Below are 17,852 nucleotides of genomic sequence, written 5' to 3'. Positions count from 1 at the left end.
CCCACGGGCGCGCTGTGCTCCCTGCGCGTGCTCCGGAACGCTAGTTGCGTTGCGCCGCCGCCAGCAGGTCCGGTCCGCGTCGGTCGAACAGCCGACCACCCGCGACGATCCCGGTGACGAGCACGACCACGCCGACCCCGATGCCGACGGAGAGCGTCAGCATCGACCACGGCTCGGCGCCGCGGACGAAGGCGAGCACCGCGAGCCACGCGGCCGGGACGGTGCAGAGCACGATGCCGATCACCATCATCGACTGCGCGACCGTCGCCGTCACCCCGGCGGCCTGCGGCTGCTGGAACGGGTGGTCCCCCGGCCGCACGGTCGGGTAGGGCAGCAGGACGGACACGACGCTCGACAGCCCGAGTCCGGACAGCAGCGCGCTGGCGCTCACGCCGATCAGCAGCGGGAACGCCGTCCAGTCGTCGGACAACCAGGCGGACAGCGCCGAGCCGGCCACGATCGCCGGCGCACCGACGACGAGCACCGGGACGACGCGGCCCAGGCGGTCGCTCCACCCGGGAGCCCCGGAGGCGACGTGCAGCCACACCGCGGTGTTGTCGTACGAGACGTCGTTGTGCGGCAGGAACCCGGCGATCAGCGCCATCAGCGGCAACGGCACGAGCGCCGTCCAGTGCCACGGCACGCCGGCGACCCCGAGCGGGATGACGACGAGCGGGACGAACAGGATGATCAGGTACGAGGTGCGGTACCGCGGGTCACGGACCCAGTAGGTCAGGGCGCGGGCGGCGACGGCGGCGACCGGGGTCGACCCGAGCCGGTCGAACCAGCCGAGCCCCTGGTACCGCCGGGTCCGGGTGCGACCGTCGACGGTGTCGAGCGCGCGACCGACGAGCGCCCACCACGCCCAGGTCAGCAGGGCGACGACGGCGATCGCGACGAGCAGCTTGAGGAACCCGGTGCCGACGTGGCCGCTGGCGACCTCGGCGGGCACGGCCCAGGCGGCGCCCCACGGCGTCCACCCGGCGACGTCCGCGACGCGCTGCATCTCGGCGCCCTCGGGGTCGAGCCAGTCGACGCGGAGCAGCAGCGACACCGCCGGGATCGCGAGCACGATGATCACGAGCGCGACGAGCCAACCGGCGTCACGGGACCGGTGCGGACCGATCAGCCGCGAGCCGACGGTGCAGCACACGCGGACCAGGAGCGCGCACGTGGCGATCGCCAGCAGCCCGCCGACGACCGCGAGCACGCCGGTACCGGCGTCCCGCGCCCAGACCACGGACTGCGCCACCGCCACGACGACGACCCCGGTGACGGGGATGCCGATCAGCCCGGCGACGACGAGGCCGACCGCGAGCGTGCGCCGGCGGATGCCGAACACCGCGAAGCGCCGCGGGTCGAGCTGGTCGCTCCGGCCGACCACGAGCGGGACGACGGTGAACGCGAACGCGATGAGCGTGCCGACCGGCACGGTGACCGCTCGGGCCGTGTCGGGGTCCGCCGACCGCAGTGCGACCGTCTGCGTCGCGACGAAGACGGCGGCGAGGAGTCCGACGAGACTGCCGAGCACGACGAACACGGACCGGCGGGCGCTGCCGCGGACCTCGCCCGCGAGCAGGTCGGCCCTCAGCCGGAGAAGCTGTGCAACCATTCCATGCTCTCTGCCACGACGCGGCCGCCCGCGAGTTCGACGAACTTGTCCTCGAGGCTCTTGCGACCGCGCACCTGGGCCATCGTGCCCGAGGCGAGGACCTTGCCGCCGACGATGATGGCGACGGAGTCGCACGTGCGCTGGACGAGCTCCATGGAGTGGCTGGAGAGCACGACGGTGCCGCCACCGCGCGTGTACCGGCGCAGGATGTCGGTGATGGTCGCGGCGCTCACGGGGTCGACCGACTCGAACGGTTCGTCGAGCACGAGGACCCGCGGTGAGTGGATGAGGGTGGCGGCCAGGGCGATCTTCTTCGCCATGCCCACCGAGTAGTCGGCGACCTGGCGGCCGAGTGCCTCGCCGAGCCCGAACGCCTCGGCCAGGTCGGTGCTGCGCTCGCGCGCGGTGGCACCGTCGAGGCCGCGCAGGGTGGCCGAGTAGTAGAGCAGCTGCGCGCCGGTGAGTCGGTCGAACAGCCGCAGGCGGTCCGGCAGCACGCCGAGGCTCCGCTTGGCGGCCGTGGGGTCGGCCCAGACGTCGTGGTCGAGGACGGTGACGGAACCGGCGTCGGGACGCAGCAGTCCGGTGATCATCGACAGGGTGGTCGTCTTGCCGGCGCCGTTGGGGCCGACCACGCCGAAGATCGAGCCCTGGCGGATCTCGAGGTCGACCTCGTCGACGGCGAGCGTCTGCCCGTACCGCTTGACGAGGCCGTTCGCGGCGAGCACGACGGGCTGCTGCTGCTGCGGGGCCTTCGTGGCAGTGGCCCGGGGTGCGCGCTTCTTGGCGGCGGGGCCGGTCGCGGCGCCCGCCTCCGCTGCGCCCGTCTCCGGTGCGTCCGCCTCGGGTGCGGCGGTCGCCGGTGCGTCCCCGGTCGCGTTCGTCGCGTCGCTCGCGGTCGGACCGGGAGGCACGCTGCCGGTCGCCCCGTCGGCCTTCGCCGGTCGCTTGGTGCGCTGCTTCGTGGTGCGCGCCTTGGCGGGTCGGGCGCCGGTGGTGGTCGTCGGGGCCGCTGCTGCGGCACGCGCCGCGGGACCGGGTGCGGCAGCCGACTCCGGCTCGGTGGCCGGATCGGGTTCGGTGGTCGCGGGGTCGGTGGTCGTGGTGTCGGTGGCCGTGCTGTCGTCGGTCATCTCGTCATCAACGGAGGCGTCGCGCGCATCCGGTTCCCCCATGTCGTCGTCGTCGGCGTCGTCCCCCGCCGCGGCGTCACGCTCGTCGGCGTCGCTCGCTTCGGTCATCCAGGCAGCGTCGGTCGTGGCGTACACGTCCTCGTTGTCTGCTCCGGCGGCCATCGCCCAACCGTACCAACGCTCTCCGGACAGCGGGGAACCGCCTGCTCCAGTGTCACGAAATGAGTACGAAGCGCCGCTGACCTACCCCTTGAGCGGGTGTTTCCGTATCATTCACCAGGGCACGAAGGAGTGTTCACCACTTGGAAACCTGCTCCGGCGGGCTCTCCGACACCGCACAGCGGCAGGCCCGACGGGTCCGCGGCGTCTGGTTCTCGGCGAACTCGGACGTTCCGCGAGCAGACTCGACGAGGCCCGCCCGTGCCCCAGGGCGCGCGGGCGGACACCAGAAGGGACCAGCATGACCACGCAGATCGTGATCCTCGCAGCGGGGATGGGGAGCCGTCTCGGCCGCAGCCTGCCGAAGCCGCTCACGGAGCTCAGTGACGGCCGCACCATCATGCAGCAGCAGTTCGACAACATCCGCGCCGCGTTCGGTTCGAGCGCCCGCGTGACGATCGTCGTCGGCTACAAGTCGGAGCACATCGTCGAGGCCTTCCCCGACGCGTCCTTCGTCTACAACGAGTCCTACGACTCCACCAACACCTCGAAGAGCCTGCTCCGCGCCCTCAAGGCGACCGGCAAGAGCGGTGTCCTCTGGATGAACGGCGACGTGGTCTTCGACCCGATGGCGCTCGTCCGTGCGGCCGACATGATCGACGAGGACCACTCGTTCGTCAGCGTCAACACCGACAAGGTCTCCGACGAAGAGGTCAAGTACACCGTCGACGCCGAGGGCTTCATCCACAAGCTCTCCAAGCAGGTCGTCGGTGGGCTCGGCGAAGCCGTCGGCATCAACTACGTCTCGGCGAGCGACAAGCAGGCCCTCATCCGCCAGCTCGGGCGCGTCGACGACCAGGAGTACTTCGAGGGCGGCATCGAGGCTGCCATCGCCGAGGACGGGCTACGCTGGTCCCCGATCGACATCTCCGACCTGTACGCGGTCGAGATCGACTTCGCCGAGGACCTCGAGCGCGCGAACAACCTGTTCGCCTGAACCTCCGTCAGGACCCCTTCGGCGGTTCCGCCCGAAGGGAAACCGTGACCACAGCGAGCGCGCCGACCGTGCCCGCGGCTGCCGCACCAGCGGCGACCCGGAGCGCCGGTCGGCGCTATCGTCATGCCCTCTGGTTGCTGACCGTCCGCGATCTGCGGGTCCGGTACTCGACCTCGGCGCTCGGCTACGTCTGGTCGATCCTCGACCCGCTCGTCATGTCGGCGATCTACTGGTTCGTCTTCACCCAGGTGTTCCACCGCGGTTCCGTCGGCGAAGACCCGTACATCGTCTTCCTGCTCTCCGCGCTGCTGCCGTGGATGTGGTTCACGGGCGGCGTCTCGGACTCCACACGGGCGTTCATCAAGGAGTCGAAGCTCATCCGCTCGACGACGATCCCCCGCACCATCTGGGTCGCGCGGATCGACGCGTCGAAGGGCATCGAGTTCCTGCTGAGCCTGCCCGTGCTGGCCGCGTTCGCGATCGCGACCGGTGCGCACCTGCACTGGCAGGTCGTCTTCTTCCCGTTGGCGATCGTGCTGCAGTGCGCGCTCGTGTACGGCCTCGGCCTGATCGTCGCACCGCTCGTCGTCTTCTTCCGCGACCTCGAGCGCGCCACCAAGCTCGTCCTGCGGTTCCTGTTCTACGCATCGCCGATCATCTACGGCACGAACGCGCTGCCCGACGCCCTGCGGCCCATCGCCGCGGTCAACCCGCTCACCGGCATCTTCGGGATGTACCGGGCGGCGTTCTTCCCGAGCCAGCTCGACTGGTTCGAGGTCGGCGCATCGGTGGTGATCACGGGCATCGTCCTGGTGATCGGCTTCGCGGTCTTCCGCCGGAGCGAGCACCGCGTGCTGAAGGAGCTGTGATGACCGCCACCGACCAGACCCGACGCACCGAGACCGTCGCCCCGGTGATCTCCGTGCGCGACGCCGGCATCTGCTTCAAGCGCAACCGGCGGGCGAGCCGCAACTTCAAGGACCTCTTCGCCGGACGAGGGCGCCGCAAGCGCGCCGACGAGTTCTGGGCCCTCCGCAACGTGTCGTTCGACGTCCGCCCCGGAGAGGCGATCGGCGTCGTCGGACGGAACGGTCAGGGCAAGTCCACGCTCCTGAAGCTCGTGGCCCAGGTGATGCTGCCGGACGAGGGACGGGTCGACGTCGGCGCCGGTGTCGCACCGCTCATCGAGATCACCGGCGGCTTCGTCGGCGACCTGTCCGTCCGCGACAACGTCTACCTCACCGCCGGCCTGCACGGCATGTCGCGTGCCGAGATCCGCGCCGCCTTCGACGAGATCATCGCGTTCGCCGAGATCGCGGACTTCGTCGACACCCCGTACAAGCACCTGTCGAGCGGCATGAAGGTACGCATCGCCTTCGCGGTCATCTCGCGGCTCGACGAACCCGTCATCCTGGTGGACGAGGTCCTCGCCGTCGGCGACAAGGCCTTCCGCGAGAAGTGCTACAAGCGGATCGAGGAGCTCCTGGCCGGCGGCCGGACGCTGTTCTTCGTGTCCCACAGCGACAAGGACCTGCGCCGCTTCTGCGACCGCGGCCTGTACCTCGACAAGGGGCGGCTGCAGCTCGACGGCACCATCGAGGAAGCCCTGGCGCAGTACTCGGCCGACTACGGCGTCTGAACGGCTGGGGCACTCCCCCTCCACAACCCGGGCACCACGCTCCCCCTCCACAGCGACGGGACCCGCGCCCCACACCAAGACCCCACCGTCGGACCCTCCCCCTACCGTTCCACCCATGCACCACCCAGCACCCGCGTACGCCGTCCCGTTCACCATCGACCGCTCGCAGGCCCCGCGCCGCTACGACCTCGTCAACACCGGGGACGAACCGGTCGACGGACTCACCCTCACGCACCTGGGCACCGGCTACAGCCCACCACTGGCGGTCCGCCGGCTCGAGCCCGGTCGACACCTGTCCGTCGCCGTCTTCGGCGCCGATCCGCAGGACACCGGCGTCGTCATCGTCCGCTGGCGTCGCCCGGACCGTTCCGAGTACCTCTGGCGGATGTCACTCGTCGGCCCCGGCCTGCACCCGTGACCACGTCGAGACGGGGGTCAGCGCTCTCCGCGCTCGGCGGCGACGATGCGCCAGCGCTCGAGCAACCACTCGACGGCGGCGTGGAACCGGGCCGTCGCGGCGCCGGGCGTGGTGTCGCCGAAGTACTGCGCCACCCAGTGCTGCAGCTTGGCGAGCTCGGCGGCGTCGCCCACGGCTGCGTCGATCCGTGCGAGCACCGACGACGCATCGGCCGCGGTCAACCAGTTCGCATCGCTCAGGTACCCGCGCTCGTCGACGTCGGCCTCGGGCGACACCGGCCGGGTCACGATGAGCGGCTTGCCGACCGCCAGCCGGTCGTAGATCATCGCGCTGATGTCGGTGATCGCCACGTCGGCGTCCGCCAGCTGCCAGCCGAGTTCCCCGCCGGTGTCGTGGACGTGGTGGGCGGACGGGTCGGCCGTGTTCGCCGCCGTGATCGCCGCGACGATCCGCTCGTGCGCCGCGCGGTAGGTCGGCTCGAGCACGCCGCTCCGCGGGTGGGGTCGGTACACCAGGCGGTGCCGGGGCGATGCGAGCACCTGCTCGGCGATGGTGGTCCCGTGGGACGCGATCGACCCGTAGGCAGCGGCGCCCCGGTCGCCCTCCCACGTCGGCGCGTACAGCACGACGGTGCGGTCGTCGTCGGGGTACGGGGCAGCGCCGGCGAAGTGGTCGGCCTGGGGACGACCGATCGCGATGGTCCTGGCGTCGAGGTCGTAGTCCCACAGGGCTTCGGCGAGCCGACCACGCGCGGCGTCACCCGCGATCAACGCGTAGTCGTACGCCTTGAACTGGTTCGTCGTCATGTACATCTTGTCGCTCTCGCCGTGGTTGACGAAGACGTGCCACATGCGCCCGTACCGCATCATCTGGAAGTTGCGGGCGTTCTGGTTGACGTACAGCACCACCTTCGGCGCCTGCGTCTCGACGAAGTGCTCCAGGTCGACGACCTGGCGGGCGTACACCGCGGGGACGGGCGACTCGTCGATCAGCGTCGTCATCGTGCCGGGGCTGCGCGCGATGATCGCGACCGGGTGGGTCTTCGCCAGTTCGGCCAGCGGTGCGTACCACTGGCGCACCTGGTACATGTTCACGGGGCCGTCGGCGAAGTACACCGCGATCTCGATCGTGCCGGGTGCCGGCACCGCGACCGAGGGCAGACGACGCGCGAGTTCGCGGCGGCTCCGGCGCGAGGCGAGCAGCCGCTGGGCCAGGCGCACTGCGGTCCGCAGGTCACTGGTGATCGGCATGCTCTGTCTCCCGTTCTGCGGTGGCGGTGGCGGTGTGGGTCGGGGTGGTCACACGACCGGCGGGCGGCCGGCGATGGTCATCCGTGCGACCGTCAGCCAGCTCATCGGCCGGGTCGGTCCGCAGTCGGTGGCCCAGCCCTCGCGGATCCCGGCGAGCCACGTCGCCAGGCGTCGCGGGTGCCGCCACCAGCGCGCGACCTGGATCGCGGCCCACGAGCCGACGTACAGCGGCCGGAGCGGCGCCGGCAGGTTCCGTCGGGCCAACCAGACGCGGTTGCGGGCGTTCAGGCGGTAGTACTCGGTGTGCCGCGCCGGGTCGATGGCCGGGTGGTGGGCGACCAGGTCGCCCGCGTACCAGGCACGTCGACCGGCGTCCCACACCCGCCACGCGAGCTCGATGCCCTCGTGGGCGTAGAAGTACTCGGCACCCCAGCCCCCGACGACCCGGTAGACGTCCATCGGCAGCACCACGGCGCCCTCCCACACGGAGAACACCGGCGACGAGTGGTCCGGCTCACCCTTGCGGATGCGCGGGACCCAGCGACGCGGGTTCGCGGCGCCGGTCGGGTCGACCACTCGTGGCTGGAGCAGTCCGAGCGAGGGGTCGCGCTCGAACCGGGCGACGGCGTCCTGCAGGAACGTCACCGACGGGATCGAGGCGTCGTCGTCCAGGAAGAACACGTAGTCCCCGTCGACGACCTCCGCGCCGGCGTTCCGTCCGGCCGGGATCCCGAGGTTCTCCGGCAGCGCCAGCGTCCGGACCCCGTCCGGCAGACCGGTCGGCTCCCAGCCGTTGCCGACGCAGACCACGTCGAGCTCGACGCCCTGCTGCGCGAGCACGCTGTCGAGCCCGCGACGGAGGTCCTCCGGCCGGGTGCCCTGCGACAGGCTCACGACGGCGACGCGCGGCCGCGCACGGTGCGGGACCGCGTGGCGACGCACCGTCCCCGGCGTCACCGGGCCTGCGGTCTCCGCGTCGTCGGTCATGCCTTGACCCGCTTCGACGCGATGATCGCCAGGAAGTGCCCGACGGTCGCCAGCACCGCGAGGGGCAGCAGCGCGCCGACCAGGATCCGGCTGGCGAGCGTGTCGCCGATCGCCAGTCCGATGAGCGCGAACAGGAACGCCAGCATGCTCAGCTCGACCGAGTGGTACAGGCGGTGGAACGGCAGGAACCGGGCCAGGCGGCGCAGCGAGGCGAGCTTCCGGCCGGACGGCGCGGTCGATGCGTCGCGTCGGTCGACGAGCTTGTCGAGCCCCGCGTTCGCGCGGGCGACGTGCACCATGTCGTTGAGTGCCTTGTTCAGCACGATGACCAGACCGAGGGCGCAACCGATCGTCGTCCACATCCAGTCGGCTCCGTGGATCGGCCAGGTGGCGGCACGGATGCCCAGCGCGACCGGGATCAGCCCCTCGGTCGTGTAGTGCCCGACCTTGTCCAGGAACACCCCGGCGGGCGACCGGGTGCCACGCCACCGCGCGACCTCGCCGTCGCAGCAGTCCACGAGCATCTGCAGCTGCCCGAGCACCAGGGCGAGCGCTGCGCCCCAGATGCCCGGGATGAGCAGGGCCGCGGCGATGCTCCACCCGACCAGGATCATCAGACCGGTCACCTGGTTCGCGCTGACGCGGGTCTTCAGCAGCACCCAGGTCAGGTACGGCGAGACGTCGCGCAGGTACAGCGACGCCGTCCAGTGCTCGGCGTTGGCGCGGGCACGGACCTCGTCCGGCTGGGCGACGGCCCGCAGCTCGGCGATCGACGTCGGGCGTGCGGATCCGCGGCCGGGGGTGGCGTGGTCGGTCATGGGGGTCACCGTCCGGTGTGGGTGGTCAACTCGGAGGTGCGGGTGAGGAACCCGATGATGAAACCGAGCCCCCAACCCACGTGGATGCAGGGCAGCACCACGAGCAACCAGAGGAAGGTCGCCACCCCGGATCGACGCGCGACGGCGACCGACCCGACGATGACGAAGAGCAGGTACACGGCGGGCACGGCGAACCCGAGCAGTGCCCAGGCGACCGGGCTGCCGAGGGCCGCACCGATGACGCCGACGATGCCGGCGAGGATCCCGACGGCCATCGCGGCGACCATCGCCGGTGGCACGAAGTACCGCAGGCCGTTGTTCGCGGGGAACCGGCGGGCGAGCTCCCCGCGCCACAACCCGGTCGCGACGAACTGCCGCACCAGGCGCTTCAGGCTCGGTCGCGGGCGGTAGGTGACGACCAGCTCGGGGGTGAACCAGACGGTGCCGCCGGTCTGGCGCAGGCGTCGGTTGAGCTCCCAGTCCTGACCACGCTTGATGCCCTCGTCGAACAGGCCGACCTCGAACAGGCGGTCGCGACGGAAGACGCCGAGGTACGCCGTCTCGGCGGGGCCCGCGGTCCCGCCGACGTGGTGCGGGGTCCCGCCGAGCCCGACGCGGCTGCCGTACGCCAGCGCGACGGCTCGCTCGAACGGGCTGCGGCCCTCGGCGCGCATGATGCCGCCGACGTTGTCCGCGCCGGACTCGAGCAGGGTGCGGACGGCGATGCGCGTGTAGTCCGGGGGCAGGACCGAGTGTGCGTCGACACGGACCACGACGGGGTGCACCGACGCCCGGATCGCGACGTTCAGACCCGCCGGTGTGGACCCGACCGGGTTGTCGATCGCTTTGATGCGCGGATCGGCCGCACTCATCTCGGCGACGAGTTCGTTCGTGCCGTCGATCGAGGGGCCGAGCGCGAGGATGACCTCGAACACGCCGGAGTAGTCCTGGTCGAGCAGGCTGGCGACCGCAGCGCGGACCTCGGTGACCTCGTTGAGCACGGGCATCACGTACGAGACGCCCGGCAGGGGCTGTCCGTCTGTCTGCATGCGTACCTCGGGGTGCTGGCTGGGTGCACGGGACGCACCGGGGCGGTGCCGCCCCGCAGAGCGACCATGAGCCTATCAAGACCCGAACCCGGAACCTGCGGTGCGCCCGCGACGCGACCCGCAGACGGACGGGAGGCCCGGCGCACGTCGTGCACCGGGCCTCCCGTCCTGTCCGTGGTGGCGTCAGCCCTTGCTGTCGTACGTGCCCAGGGTCACGTCCGCCTCGTGGGACTGGCCGTTCCGGATGTAGCTGATCGTCGTCGATGCGCCGCCCGCGAAGTAGCGGACCTGCGCCGTCAGGTCGGTCGCGTCGGAGACGGTCGCCGAACCGATCTTCGTGACGACGTCGCCCTTCTGCAGTCCGGCCTTCGCGGCCGCCCCGCCGGACGAGACCGACTTGATGAGGGCACCCATCTGGGTCGCGCTCGCGTCCTCGGATGCGTCGCCCACGGTGGCACCGAGCAGACCGTGCGTGGCCGAGCCCTTGTCCTTGATCTCGTTCGCGACGCGCTCCACCAGGTTCGACGGGATCGAGAAGCCCACGCCGATGCTGCCGGCCGCCGAGTCCGACGACGACGAGCTGCCGGCCGACGCGATCGCGACGTTGATGCCGATCAGCTTGCCCTTCGCGTCGAGCAACGCACCACCGGAGTTGCCGGGGTTGATCGACGCATCGGTCTGGATGACCGGCAGCGAGACCGTCGTGTTCGCGGACGAGCTGCTGCCGTTGTCGCCGTTGCCCCAGAAGTCGAAGGGCCCGCTGCCGCCGTTGCCGCCCTCGTTGGAGTCGCCGCCCTCGCTCGGAGCGCTCGACGTGACCTGGATGCTGCGGTTCAGGGTCGAGACGATGCCGTCCGTGACCGTGTTCGACAGGCCCAGGGGCGCACCGATCGCGACCGCGGTGTCACCGACGTTGAGCTTCGACGAGTCGGCGAACTCCATCGGCTTGAGGTCGGTCGCGTCGATCTTGATGACGGCGAGGTCGACCGTCGGGTCGGTGCCGATGAGCTTGCCCGCGTAGATCTTGCCGTTCGAGGTCGTGACCGTGATGCGGCCGTTCGAGCTGTCGCCGTCGAGCGTCACCACGTGGGTGTTCGTGACGATGTAGCCGTCCTTGCTCATCACGACGCCCGAGCCGGTTCCGGCCTCGCTGCTGGCCGACACGTTGATCGTCACGACCGACGGCGTCGCCTGTGCCGCGACCGCGGTGACGACGGTCGCGGAGTCGTAGTCGTTCACCGTCAGGTTGCCGCCCTGCGACGAACCGGGCGACGACGTGACCGTGCCACCCTGCGACGACCCGGCGAGCCAGCCGGCACCGCCGCCGACCAGACCTGCGACGACCAGTCCGGCGATGATCGGCAGGACGAGCTTGCTGCGGCCCGAGCGGGTGCCGGCGGCGGTCGAGGCCGCGCCGGAGGCGCTGTCGTCGAAGTAGTGGCCGTTGCGCTGGTTCGCGCCGTCGACGTCGCCGAAGGCACTCGTGGCGGACTGCGGCGCCTGCGCCGATGCGGTCGCGTACTCCGACGAGGACGCGGGGGCCGCGGCGGAGGCCGGCTGGGCGTACTCGCCGTACCGGGGCTGACCCCCGGTCGGCTGCTGGCCGTACGGGGACTGCTGGTTCTGGCCGTACGGGTTCTGCTGGCCGTACTGGCTCTGCTGGTTCTGCTGGCCGTACTGGCTCTGGTGGTTCTGGCCGTACTGACCTTGCTGGCCCTGCTGGCCGTACTGGCCCTGCTGGCCGTACTGCGACTGCTGGCCGTACTGGCCCTGCTGGCCGTACGGGCTCGTCTGGTCGGCCGCAGGCTGCTGCCCGTACTGGGACGCCTGCCCGTACGGCGAGGCCTGCTGCCCGTAGCCGGTCTGCTGCTGGCCGGGGCCGCGCTGCTGGTCACCGGAGGGCGTCGGGTACGGAGCCGTGTAGCGGTCCGTGGGGTGGTCGGTCGCCGACGGGATCACATCGGTGTGGTCGGCGCCCGTGGCGTCGTCGGACGGAGCCGCGTGCTGCGCGGCGGCGTCGGACCGCTCGGCGTCGTTGAACTGCTCGGAGTCGTTCGGCATCGACGTGTTCCCCTTCGTGGCCGCTGCGGCGGCGTCCTCGCTGGCGGCAGGCGATGCCGCATCGTCCGGACGGCGTTCGTCGCCCTGCCCGTTGGGCGTGGTGTCGGTCATGCTGGACGTGCTCCTTTCAAGCTCGTGCAGTCTGTCGCAACCACCTGAGCGGTGCTTCTGGCGACGCTGGAAGCATCCTCTGCCGATCTTATGCGTGGGCTGTGGGTCCGTCCCCGGATCGCCGTCGGACGGCCAGCTAGGTTGGGGTCCGTTCAGCGCGACACGTCGTCGCCGTCACCGGAGGGAACCACATGCGGCAGGCAGGACCCTGGTTGCGAGCAGCCGAGGGAGCGATGCTCCTCGGACCGGACGGCACCCCCGCGCCCACCGTCTTCGCCGAGATGAGCGCCCTCGCCGCGAGCACCGGAGCGATCAACCTCGGGCAGGGCTTCCCCGACCAGGACGGCCCCGCCGAGGTGCTCGAAGCCGCGGTCCGCGCCATCCGGGACGGCGTCAACCAGTACCCGCCCGGACGCGGGACGGCCGACCTCCGCACCGCCGTGGCCGAGCACCAGCAGCGGTGGTACGGCCTCGACGTCGACCCCGACCGCGAGGTCTTGGTCACCGCCGGCGCCACCGAGGCCCTCGCCGCGACGCTCCTCGCCCTGGTCGAACCCGGCGACGAGGTCATCACGTTCGAACCGTTCTACGACGCCTACGGTGCGCTCGTCCGGCTCGCCGGCGGCACCCACGTCACGGTGCCCCTCACGGCCCCCGACTTCCTGCCGGACGAGGACACCCTGCGGGCCGCGTTCACCGACCGCACCCGCGTCGTCCTCGTCAACACGCCGCACAACCCGACCGGCAGGGTCCTGCCCGACGAGGTCCTGCGCACGATCGTGGAACTCGCGACCCGGTACGACGCCGTGATCATCACCGACGAGGTCTACGAGCACCTGACGTTCACCGTCCCGCACACCCCCATCGCCACCCTGCCCGGAGCCGCCGAGCGGACGGTGTCGATCTCGAGCGCCGGCAAGACCTTCAGCACGACCGGGTGGAAGATCGGGTGGCTGACTGCTCCCCCGACGCTCGTCGACGCGATCACGACGGTGAAGCAGTACCTGACCTTCGTCAACGGTGCGCCGTTCCAGCCGGCCGTCGCCGTGGGACTGCGGTTGCCCGACGCCGTCTTCGCCGGGATCGCCGCCGAACTCGCCGCCAAGCACGCACTGCTCGCCTCGGGGCTCCGGTCAGCGGGCTTCGACGTGATGCGCCCGGACGGCGGGTACTTCGTGATCGCCGACACCGCGCCGCTCGGGTACGACGACGCGCGGGCCTTCTGCCTCGAGCTGCCCGCACTGGCCGGGGTCGTCGGCGTGCCGGTGTCGGCGTTCGTCCGACCGGACCACGCCGCGGGCTACCGGTCGCTCGTGCGGTTCGCGTTCTGCAAGCGGCGCTCGGTCCTCGAGGACGCCGCCGGACGCCTGGCACGCCTCCACGCGCCGTCCTGAGCCCGATCCCGCCACCGGCGCAGCCGCGACCACGCACCGGACGGGACGCACAGGTCAGGGGCGAGCCGCGCCTCCGGGCAGGGCGCGCAGCGCGACGTCGTACCGCCGGAGTGCCAGCGACGGGTTGACCTGCCGGACCGCCGCGGTCACGGCGGTGTCGACGGTCGCGACGAGCGTGCCGGGCGTGGACCCGGCGGCGGCAACCGCGACGCCGGAGGGGTCGAGCACCACCGAGGCGCCGATGCCGACCGGCGGCGTCTGGCCGACGCCGACGACCCACACGGTGTTCTCGATCGCCCGCGCCGTGAGCAGCGTCCGCCAGTGGTGTTCCTTGCCCGGGCCGCGCACCCACTCGGCCGGCAGCACGACGACGTCGGCCGCACCGTGCTCCGGTGCGGCCAGCCGCCGGGTGACCTCGGGGAAGCGCAGGTCGTAACAGGTCTCGAGTCCGATCCGGACGCCCTCGAGCTCGAAGACCGGCAGCTGCTCCGGATCGCCGGACTCGATGCGGTCGGACTCCCGCGACCCGAAGGCGTCGTAGAGGTGCACCTTCCGGTACGTCGCCGCGAGCTCGCCGGTGGGGAGCACCGCCACCAGGGTGTTGCGGAAGCGCGTGGGACCCGCCGTGGCCGCCGCGTCCGTCGTCGCTGCTTCTGTCGTCGCTGCTTCTGCGGTCGCTGCTTCTGCGGTCGCTGCTTCCGTCGTCTCGGCGATCCCGACGACCAGTGCGACACCGGTGTCGCGGGCGATGTCCTGCAGCCCTGACACGAAGGGGCCGTCGAGCGGTTGCGCTGCGGCGACGAACCGGTCGTCGATCTCGGCCGTGAAGTACGACGAGTACTCCGGCGTGACGAGCAGAGCCGCTCCCCGCGCGGCGGCGTCGACGGCCGCGGCCCGGACGGTCTCGAGGTTCGCGGCGCTGTCGTCCGCGGGAGCGAACTGCGCGGCGGCGATCGTGAGGGTGCCCATCCGCCGAGCGTACCGGCGCACTGCGGCGCACCGCGGCGCGCTCCGGCGTGCACGCGCCCGGGAACGAGGAAAGCCCCGGTCCTTTCGGACCGGGGCTTTCGTGTGACGCTTGGTTGCGGGGGCAGGATTTGAACCTACGACCTCTGGGTTATGAGCCCAGCGAGCTACCGAACTGCTCCACCCCGCGGCACGTTGAATAGCCTACACACGGTCGTGGCGGGGCACAAATCGTGTGCCCCGCCACGGCGTGTCAGCTGCCGTCTTCGGCTGCGGTCGCGGCCTCGATCGCCTCTTGCAGGCGCTTGTCGGCCTCGGCCGCGGCGACCAGGTCGTTGTCGGCGTAGGCCTGCTGGCGGTCCTGCAGGGCGTCGTTCGCGTCGGACAGCGCCTGCTGCAGCGCGTCGTTGCCCGTGGCACCCGAGCCGCTCGTACCGCCCGTCGAACCGGACCCCGTGTCGGAGTCGGAGCCGGAGTCGGAGTCGGACGAACCCGAATCCGACGAGCCGGAGCCACTCCCCGAGCCGCTGGCATCGGAATCGCCGGCAGCAGCACCGGAGTCACCGCCGAACAGCGAGTTGAGCGCCTCGTCGAGGGTGTCCTCGAACGCGATCTTGTCGCCGAACGCGACCAGCACCTTCTGCAGCAGCGGGTACGAGCCGCTCGACGTCGACTGGACGTACACGGGCTGCACGTACAGGAAGCCGCCGCCGACCGGCAGCGTGAGCAGGTTGCCCTGCTTCACCGTCGAGTTGCCGCGCTTCAGGATGTTCAGCTCCTGCGACACCGTGGTGTCCGAGTTGAACAGGTTCTGCACCTGCGCCGGGCCCGGGATGTTGTCGGTCTTCGGCATCGTCAACAACGTGAGCTTGCCGTAGCCCGACGCCTTCTTGCCCTTGCCCGCACCTCCCGCGTCGGAGTCGGCCGCCAGGTACCCCGTCAGGACGTTGCGGTTGTTCGCGCCGGCGGACTGCTGCGGGATGTAGGTCGTGTACAGGTTGTACGCGGTCTCCTGCCCCGGCACCTTCATCGTCAGGTAGTACGGGTCCTGCAGGTTCGCCTTGCTCGCGGTCGTCGTCGTCTGCGCGCCCAGGGCGTTCGTGGTCGTCGACGTGTCCGCGGCGCTCGCGTCGCTGTCCGTCCCGCCGGTCGTGGTGGGCTCCTGCGGCGTGTTCCACGCGTCGTCACCCGAGTAGAACGAGTTCGCATTCGTCACGTGGTACGTGCCGAGGATCGACCGCTGCACCTTGAAGAGGTCCGTCGGGTACCGGACGTGGTCCAGCAACTCGGCGCTCATGCTCGACACCGACTTGACCGACGTCGGGAAGATCTTCTCCCAGGTCTTCAGCACCGGGTCCTTGGTGTCCCACGCGTAGAGGGTCACCTTGCCCGTGTAGGCGTCGACCGTGGCCTTGACCGAGTTGCGGATGTAGTTCACCTGGTCGGTGCGGTACGCCGAGGACTCCGAACCGGCGATGCTGTCCGACAAGCTCTGGCTCTGCGAGTACGGGTAGGCGTCGCTCGTCGTGTAGCCGTCCACGACCCACTGGATGCGGTGGTCGACGATCGCCGGGTAGGCGTCGCTGTCGACCGTCAGGTACGGAGCCACCTTCTGCACACGCGTGATCGGGTCGCGGTCGTAGAGGATCTGGGAGTCCTTGTTGACGGCGTCCGACAGCAGGACCTGCTCCGACTGGAACTTCGCCGCGTAGACGAGTCGGTTGAAGAAGTTGCCCACACTCGGTCCGCCGTCACCGGAGTACGTCGTGGTGGCGTTCCCGCCGTTGTCGTCATCGGACCCGGAGGGGTAGTCGAGCTCGACGTCCTTCGAGCCCTTCGGGGCGCCGACGATCGAGTACGCCGGCGAGGTCTCACCGAAGTACACGCGCTGCTGGAAGTCCCCCAGCGCACCGTTCGACGGGATGCCCGACTCGAGGAACACCGGCTTGCCGTCGCTCGCACGCTGGTTGCCGAAGGCCGCGGTCACGCCGTAGCCGTGGGTGTACACGAACGCCCGGTTGTACTGGGTGTTCGCGGCCGAGCTCAGCCCGTCGAGGTCGATGTCGCGCACCGCGATGACGGTGTCCTCGGTCTCGCCCTTGACGTCGTAACGGTCGACGTCGAGCTCGTCCGGGAACTGGTAGTACTGCCGGTACTGCTGCAGCTGGCTGAAGGTGTCGGAGACGATCTTCGGGTCGATGAGGCGGATGTTCGCCGTCGTCTGGGCGTCCTGCGCGAGGGCGCCCGAGCTGGCCTCGGTCGTGGCGTCGTAGTTCTGTTCCTTGACGTCGGAGACACCGTAGGCGTCACGCGTCGCCTTGATGTTCCGCTCGATGTACGCGGACTCGTACGTGCGCTCCGAGGGCTTGACCTGCAGGCGCTGGACGATCCAGGGGTAGATGCCCCCGATGACGATCGCGGCGACGAGCAGCAGCCCGGTCCCGACGATCGAGATGCGCCAGCGACCGATGACCGCCGTGACGATGAACAGGATCGCGACGATCGCCGCGATGCCCGCCATGATCTCGCGACCCGGGATGACCGCGTTCACCTCGGTGTACTGGGCACCGGTGATGAGCGAGTTCGACTTCGTGAGCGCCGCGTACTGGTCGAGCCAGAGGCTCACGGCCTGCAGCGCGATGTAGAGCGCTGCGGTGACGGCGAGCTGGATGCGCGCGGCACGCGAGATGCGGACCTCACGTCCCCCGAAGCGCAGCGCGCCGTACAGGTAGCAGGCAGCGAGGGCGGCGAGGCCGGCGATCAGCACCACGGCCGACGAGTACGCCACGATCGAGCGCCAGAACGGCAGCTCGAAGACGTAGAAGCCGATGTCGAGGCCGAACTGCGGGTCCGTCTTGCCGAACGGCGTCCGGTTGAAGTACTCGAGCACCATGCTCCAGCGCCCCGAGGTCGACAACCCGGCGAAGATGCCGAGCACCACCGGGATGCCGATCATGACGGCACGACGCAGCGGCTCGATGACCTGCTGGTACCGGTCCAGCTGCGAGTTGAGCTTCGCGTAGACCGGGCGGTACCGGAAGGCCAGCCCGATGCTCAGGAAGACCGGCACCGCCATGCCCAGGAAGCCCGCGAGGAACATCAAGGTCCCTGCGACCCACCGCGTCGTGAGGACCTGCTGGAACCCGAGCTGCGCGAACCACGCGTAGTCCGTGTACAGGCTGGCGAAGATGAAGAAGCCGATCACCAGTGCGGCCAGCACGATGATCGTGACCACGATCGGGACCCGCGGCGAACGCC

At 70.6% G+C, this 17,852-nt stretch carries 14 protein-coding genes and 1 tRNA gene; 5 read left to right on the top strand and 10 right to left on the bottom strand.

The genetic code is table 11. The features are described from left to right. Positions 1-40: 40 nt before the first annotated feature. Both ACXKZB_RS05850 and ACXKZB_RS05845 read right to left on the bottom strand, forming a co-directional pair. Positions 41-1,612, bottom strand: coding sequence for an ABC transporter permease (locus tag ACXKZB_RS05850; protein WP_488825139.1), 1,572 nt, complete (start codon positions 1,610-1,612; stop codon positions 41-43). Further along, on the bottom strand, positions 1,588-2,907 hold the full coding sequence (locus ACXKZB_RS05845) for an ABC transporter ATP-binding protein (protein WP_488825137.1): 1,320 nt from the start codon (positions 2,905-2,907) through the stop codon (positions 1,588-1,590). The genes ACXKZB_RS05850 and ACXKZB_RS05845 overlap by 25 nt, the downstream gene beginning before the upstream one ends. Before the next feature lie 298 nt (positions 2,908-3,205). Between ACXKZB_RS05845 and ACXKZB_RS05840 the strand changes: the two genes are divergently transcribed. The 4 genes from ACXKZB_RS05840 (at position 3,206) to ACXKZB_RS05825 (ending at position 5,958) form a co-directional block, all read left to right on the top strand. After that, on the top strand, positions 3,206-3,901 hold the full coding sequence (locus tag ACXKZB_RS05840) for a phosphocholine cytidylyltransferase family protein (protein WP_488825136.1): 696 nt from the start codon (positions 3,206-3,208) through the stop codon (positions 3,899-3,901). 44 nt (positions 3,902-3,945) lie between these two features. Continuing rightward, positions 3,946-4,770, top strand: a complete 825-nt coding sequence (locus tag ACXKZB_RS05835) for an ABC transporter permease (protein WP_488825135.1) — start codon at positions 3,946-3,948, stop codon at positions 4,768-4,770. Further along, positions 4,770-5,540, top strand: a complete 771-nt coding sequence (locus ACXKZB_RS05830) for an ABC transporter ATP-binding protein (RefSeq protein ID WP_123313362.1) — start codon at positions 4,770-4,772, stop codon at positions 5,538-5,540. The genes ACXKZB_RS05835 and ACXKZB_RS05830 overlap by 1 nt, the downstream gene beginning before the upstream one ends. Positions 5,541-5,655: 115 nt before the next feature. Continuing rightward, complete coding sequence (locus ACXKZB_RS05825) at positions 5,656-5,958, top strand: hypothetical protein (protein WP_123313361.1); 303 nt, start codon at positions 5,656-5,658, stop codon at positions 5,956-5,958. A 17-nt stretch (positions 5,959-5,975) separates the two neighbouring features. On the opposite strand, the gene ACXKZB_RS05820 is transcribed toward ACXKZB_RS05825, so the two are convergent. The 5 genes from ACXKZB_RS05820 to ACXKZB_RS05800 form a co-directional block, all read right to left on the bottom strand. Next, the gene (locus ACXKZB_RS05820; protein ID WP_488825134.1) at positions 5,976-7,208 is read right to left on the bottom strand and encodes a CDP-glycerol glycerophosphotransferase family protein; all 1,233 of its coding nucleotides are present in this window, start codon (positions 7,206-7,208) and stop codon (positions 5,976-5,978) included. Positions 7,209-7,256: 48 nt separating this feature from the next. Next, positions 7,257-8,195 carry a glycosyltransferase family 2 protein gene (locus tag ACXKZB_RS05815; protein ID WP_488825133.1) on the bottom strand — a complete coding sequence of 313 codons (939 nt, stop codon included), beginning with the start codon at positions 8,193-8,195 and terminating at the stop codon, positions 7,257-7,259. Next, positions 8,192-9,013 carry a CDP-alcohol phosphatidyltransferase family protein gene (locus ACXKZB_RS05810; protein WP_123313359.1) on the bottom strand — a complete coding sequence of 274 codons (822 nt, stop codon included), beginning with the start codon at positions 9,011-9,013 and terminating at the stop codon, positions 8,192-8,194. The genes ACXKZB_RS05815 and ACXKZB_RS05810 overlap by 4 nt, the downstream gene beginning before the upstream one ends. Before the next feature lie 5 nt (positions 9,014-9,018). After that, positions 9,019-10,062 (bottom strand): glycosyltransferase family 2 protein, encoded by a 1,044-nt coding sequence (locus tag ACXKZB_RS05805; RefSeq protein ID WP_488825131.1) that lies wholly within the window; start codon positions 10,060-10,062, stop codon positions 9,019-9,021. Positions 10,063-10,245: 183 nt separating this feature from the next. After that, a complete protein-coding gene (locus ACXKZB_RS05800) occupies positions 10,246-12,234 on the bottom strand; it encodes a S1C family serine protease (protein ID WP_488825130.1) in 1,989 nt (662 codons plus the stop codon). Positions 12,235-12,425: 191 nt separating this feature from the next. Here ACXKZB_RS05800 and ACXKZB_RS05795 point away from each other — a divergent pair, with 191 nt between their 5' ends. After that, positions 12,426-13,628: an aminotransferase class I/II-fold pyridoxal phosphate-dependent enzyme gene (locus tag ACXKZB_RS05795; RefSeq protein ID WP_488825129.1), complete on the top strand. Its 1,203-nt coding sequence runs from the start codon at positions 12,426-12,428 to the stop codon at positions 13,626-13,628. Between the two features lie 54 nt (positions 13,629-13,682). Here ACXKZB_RS05795 and ACXKZB_RS05790 read toward each other — a convergent pair whose 3' ends face one another. The 3 genes from ACXKZB_RS05790 to ACXKZB_RS05780 form a co-directional block, all read right to left on the bottom strand. Beyond that, the gene (locus tag ACXKZB_RS05790) at positions 13,683-14,597 is read right to left on the bottom strand and encodes a carbon-nitrogen hydrolase family protein (RefSeq protein WP_488825127.1); all 915 of its coding nucleotides are present in this window, start codon (positions 14,595-14,597) and stop codon (positions 13,683-13,685) included. A 110-nt stretch (positions 14,598-14,707) separates the two neighbouring features. Further along, a tRNA-Met gene (locus ACXKZB_RS05785) sits at positions 14,708-14,784 on the bottom strand. A gap of 63 nt (positions 14,785-14,847) precedes the next feature. Then, entirely contained in the window at positions 14,848-17,829 is a 2,982-nt protein-coding gene (locus tag ACXKZB_RS05780) for a UPF0182 family membrane protein (RefSeq protein WP_488825126.1), read from the bottom strand. Positions 17,830-17,852 lie beyond the last annotated feature (23 nt).

The organism is Curtobacterium sp. ABR8 (assembly GCF_057812125.1).
This window is presented reverse-complemented; position numbering and strand designations above follow the sequence as displayed.

Excerpts from the sequence above, each read along its gene's own strand:
- ACXKZB_RS05795 (WP_488825129.1), top strand. The coding sequence starts at position 12,426 with ATGCGGCAGGCAGGACCCTGGTTGCGAGCAGCCGAGGGAGCGATGCTC.
- ACXKZB_RS05790 (WP_488825127.1), bottom strand. The coding sequence starts at position 14,597 with ATGGGCACCCTCACGATCGCCGCCGCGCAGTTCGCTCCCGCGGACGAC.
- ACXKZB_RS05850 (WP_488825139.1), bottom strand. The coding sequence starts at position 1,612 with ATGGTTGCACAGCTTCTCCGGCTGAGGGCCGACCTGCTCGCGGGCGAG.
- ACXKZB_RS05840 (WP_488825136.1), top strand. The coding sequence starts at position 3,206 with ATGACCACGCAGATCGTGATCCTCGCAGCGGGGATGGGGAGCCGTCTC.
- ACXKZB_RS05845 (WP_488825137.1), bottom strand. The coding sequence starts at position 2,907 with ATGGCCGCCGGAGCAGACAACGAGGACGTGTACGCCACGACCGACGCT.
- ACXKZB_RS05815 (WP_488825133.1), bottom strand. The coding sequence starts at position 8,195 with ATGACCGACGACGCGGAGACCGCAGGCCCGGTGACGCCGGGGACGGTG.
- ACXKZB_RS05830 (WP_123313362.1), top strand. The coding sequence starts at position 4,770 with ATGACCGCCACCGACCAGACCCGACGCACCGAGACCGTCGCCCCGGTG.
- ACXKZB_RS05825 (WP_123313361.1), top strand. The coding sequence starts at position 5,656 with ATGCACCACCCAGCACCCGCGTACGCCGTCCCGTTCACCATCGACCGC.
- ACXKZB_RS05820 (WP_488825134.1), bottom strand. The coding sequence starts at position 7,208 with ATGCCGATCACCAGTGACCTGCGGACCGCAGTGCGCCTGGCCCAGCGG.
- ACXKZB_RS05810 (WP_123313359.1), bottom strand. The coding sequence starts at position 9,013 with ATGACCGACCACGCCACCCCCGGCCGCGGATCCGCACGCCCGACGTCG.
- ACXKZB_RS05800 (WP_488825130.1), bottom strand. The coding sequence starts at position 12,234 with ATGACCGACACCACGCCCAACGGGCAGGGCGACGAACGCCGTCCGGAC.
- ACXKZB_RS05805 (WP_488825131.1), bottom strand. The coding sequence starts at position 10,062 with ATGCAGACAGACGGACAGCCCCTGCCGGGCGTCTCGTACGTGATGCCC.